This is a genomic window from Neisseria sicca VK64 (genome assembly GCF_000260655.1).
GTDB classification, from domain to species: Bacteria; Pseudomonadota; Gammaproteobacteria; order Burkholderiales; family Neisseriaceae; genus Neisseria; species Neisseria sicca_B.
Genome location: NZ_AJMT01000058.1, coordinates 1 through 3,633 on the forward strand (window position 1 = coordinate 1; position 3,633 = coordinate 3,633).

A 3,633-nucleotide genomic window follows, 5' to 3' on the forward strand; every position below is an offset into this window, starting at 1 on the left:
GCGCCTTTGTCCGTAGCGTCCTTTATGCCGCCGGTAGGTTTCGACGAGGAGGGCTTTGTCGGCTGCGTCGGGGTCGGGTCGGTCTTGGTGGTGGTAGTAAAAGCTGCTTTTGGGCAGGTTTGCGATGTGCAGCAGGTATTTGAGCGGGTGTTGCGCCCTCAGTGTTTGGACGGTTTGGCTTTGTCCTTTTCGGTCTGTTTTTGGCTGAGGGCTTTTAACTCCTTTAAATAGGCAACCTCTGCGCGCATATAGCACAACTCTTCAATAAGCTCTGCCTGCGTTTTTTCTTGGTCGGGTTTATCTGAGATGAAGGGGTTTTTGCGGTGTTGGGGCATGGTTTTGGATTGGGGATGTTCGAGTGCGCCGATACCGCCTTCTTGATAGGCGCGTATCCATCGTCTCAGGTGGGTTCGGGAAATGCCGTAGTGGTCTGCGGTACGCTGTTGGCTGCGTATATGCAGGTAGTGGAGTACGGCTTGGTATTTGAAGTGTAATGTATATTTGCTCATAAAAAAACTGCACCTTGTGAGTTGGAGGGGATGTGTCCAACTTTTGGGGTGCAGTTCAAACCCTTGTTTTAGGTTTTCGGACGACCTTTTTTGTTTGATTGTGCCGATTTGTTTTAAGCGGGCGGGGACGGTTTGTGGAAGCTCGGATTGTGCCGGAAGATTGCCGCATTCCCGCAAAAGCTGACGGCAAAGCGTTTACATGGCAAAATACCGCCTGTTTGCAGGTCATCCGAATTTTTCAGACGACCTTTTACCCTCTTCAAAAGGAATCCCCATGTCTTTGCAAAACATCATCGAAACCGCCTTTGAAAACCGTGCGGACATCACCCCGACCACCGTTACCCCCGAAGTCAAAGAAGCCGTGTTGGAAACCATCCGCCAACTCGATTCAGGCAAATTGCGCGTCGCCGAACGTTTGGGCGTGGGCGAATGGAAAGTCAACGAATGGGCGAAAAAAGCCGTCCTGTTGTCCTTCCGCATCCAAGACAACGAAGTCCTCAACGACGGCGTGAACAAATACTTCGACAAAGTGCCGACCAAGTTTGCCGACTGGTCTGAAGACGAATTCCGCGCCGCCGGTTTCCGCGCCGTACCCGGTGCCGTTGCGCGTCGCGGCAGCTTTGTTGCTAAAAACGTCGTCCTGATGCCGTCTTATGTCAACATCGGCGCATACGTTGACGAAGGCGCTATGGTCGATACTTGGGCGACCGTCGGCTCTTGCGCGCAAATCGGTAAAAACGTCCACTTGAGCGGCGGCGTCGGCATTGGCGGCGTACTCGAACCCCTGCAAGCCAGCCCGACCATTATTGAAGACAACTGCTTCATCGGCGCGCGTTCCGAAATCGTCGAAGGCGTGATTGTCGAAGAAGGCAGCGTGATTTCCATGGGCGTGTTCATCGGACAATCCACCAAAATCTTCGACCGCACTACCGGCGAAATCTACCAAGGCCGCGTACCGGCAGGCTCGGTTGTCGTGTCCGGCAGCATGCCTTCCAAAGACGGCAGCCACAGCCTCTACTGCGCCGTCATCGTCAAACGCGTGGACGCGCAAACCCGCGCCAAAACCAGCGTCAACGAATTGCTGCGCGGTATTTAACCGGCGAACAGAAAAGGGGAGAGGTCGTCTGAAACAGCCCGAAACATAAACGGGCTTCAGGCAAACGGTTTCCCTGTTTGAATGGCAAGAGGTCGTCTGAAAACCGGATTTCGGGTTTTCAGACGACCTTTTCATAGGGTGAGTCGGTTAAAGTTAGAACGGCATCGCTCCGCCTTGTTGAATGCTGTTTTCTTTGCCATAAAAAAAAGCAACGGATAAACCGTTGCTTTTTTGTTTGACCTGCGAATCTTACAAACTGCCCAACACGATGCGCAACACGCGGCGTAGGGGTTCGGCTGCGCCCCACAAGAGTTGGTCGCCGACGGTGAACGCGCTGATGTATTCGCCGCCCATGCCCAGTTTGCGGATGCGTCCGACGGGGACGGACAGCGTGCCGGTTACTTTGGCGGGGGTCAGCTCGTGGATGCTGGCTTCTTTTTCGTTGGGGATGACTTTCACCCAGTCGTTCGCGCCTGCCAAAATCGCTTCGATTTCGGAAACGGGCAGGTCTTTTTTCAGCTTCAGGGTAATGGCTTGGCTGTGGCAGCGCATAGAGCCGATGCGGACGCACAAGCCGTCGATCACGGTCGGATTGTCGCTGCGGCCGAGGATTTTGTTGGTTTCTGCGCCGCCTTTCCATTCTTCTTTGGACTGACCGTTGCCCAAATCCACATCAATCCACGGAATCAGGCTGCCGGCGAGCGGTACGCCGAAGTTGGCTTTCGGATAGTCTTCGCTGCGCAGGAAATCGGACACTTTGCGGTCAATGTCGAGAATTGCGCTGGAAGGATCGGCAAGCTCGTCCGCCACTTGGGCGTGAATCGCGCCCATGCCGCTGATGAGTTCGCGCATATTTTTCGCGCCCGCGCCGGATGCGGCTTGGTAGGTCATGCTGGTCGCCCATTCGACCAAATCGTTTTGGAACAGGCCGCCCAGCGCCATCAGCATCAGGGAGACTGTGCAGTTGCCGCCGATGTAGTTTTTCACGCCGTTTTTGAGGCCGTTGTCGATGACGTTTCGGTTGACCGGGTCGAGGACGATAATCGCGTCGTCTTTCATGCGCAGGGATGACGCCGCGTCAATCCAGTAGCCGTTCCAGCCGCTGTCGCGCAGGGGTTGGAACACGGATTTGGTGTAATCGCCGCCTTGGCAGGTTACGATGATGTCCATTTTCGCCAGCTCGGCAACGTCGTTCGCGTCCAATAATGTTTTAGCCGCCTGACCGAAATCAGGTGCCGCGCCGCCGACGTTGGAAGTGGTAAAGAAGAACGCTTCGGGAATGTGGGCGAAGTCGTTTTCTTCTTTCATACGCTGCATCAAAACCGAACCGACCATGCCGCGCCAGCCGACGAAACCTACTTTCATGTTGAGCTCCTTAGGGGGAAATTGTTAACAAATTTCTGAATAGGGGAAAAGGAAGAGTTTTAAACCTGTTTGAGGTAAATGTAAAGTTTTTTATAGTGGATTAACTTTAAACTAGTACGGCGTTGCCTCGCCTTAGCTCAAAGAGAACGATTCTCTAAGGTGCTGAAGCACCAAGTGAATCGGTTCCGTACTATCTGTACTGTCTGCGGCTTCGTCGCCTTGTCCTGATTTAAAGTTAATCCACTATATGTTGTTTTGGGAGCGTATGGGAGAGGTCGTCTGAAAAAAGCGTTCCTGCCAAACCCGAATGATTCGAAAGCAAACCTGACGATAAGTCGCAGGCTTGCATTTAGGAAGGATTCAAGGTTTTGCAGGAACGCCGGCATCATTGAAAGCACAGTTCGAGCAAGCATTTTGCTAACCGAAATGCCGCACTGTTTTTCAGACGACCTTTGGGATCAGTATCGGATATCGACGGTTACCTTGTCCTTATACTCGCCCGGGGTGTAGTCGGTATTTTGGACTTCCGCCGAGAAGGTGTGCGTCTGGTTGCTGCTGTCGCCGGTAAATCTTTGCGCGCTGCCTGTGCCGGAAGATTGGTTGCCCCAGGGGTCAGAACTGTTACCTTTTTTGAGGCGGTAGGGGACTTTATCGGTGTTGGCG

At 53.4% G+C, this 3,633-nt stretch carries 3 protein-coding genes and 1 pseudogene; 1 reads left to right on the forward strand and 3 read right to left on the reverse strand.

All coding sequences use genetic code 11. From position 1 onward, the window contains the following. Window positions 1-158: 158 nt before the first annotated feature. A complete protein-coding gene (locus tag HMPREF1051_RS03535; protein ID WP_036491646.1) occupies window positions 159-509 on the reverse strand; it encodes a helix-turn-helix domain-containing protein in 351 nt (116 codons plus the stop codon). Between the two features lie 274 nt (window positions 510-783). On the opposite strand from HMPREF1051_RS03535, the gene dapD reads away from it, so the two are divergent. Next, window positions 784-1,605, forward strand: a complete 822-nt coding sequence (dapD, locus tag HMPREF1051_RS03540; protein WP_036491649.1) for a 2,3,4,5-tetrahydropyridine-2,6-dicarboxylate N-succinyltransferase — start codon at window positions 784-786, stop codon at window positions 1,603-1,605. Window positions 1,606-1,854: 249 nt separating this feature from the next. Here the strand turns inward: dapD and asd are convergent, their stop codons facing one another. Next, window positions 1,855-2,970 (reverse strand): aspartate-semialdehyde dehydrogenase, encoded by a 1,116-nt coding sequence (gene asd, locus HMPREF1051_RS03545; RefSeq protein ID WP_003764573.1) that lies wholly within the window; start codon window positions 2,968-2,970, stop codon window positions 1,855-1,857. Window positions 2,971-3,428: 458 nt separating this feature from the next. Next, window positions 3,429-3,633, reverse strand: a pseudogene (locus HMPREF1051_RS03550) (spore coat protein U domain-containing protein); the annotation flags it as partial.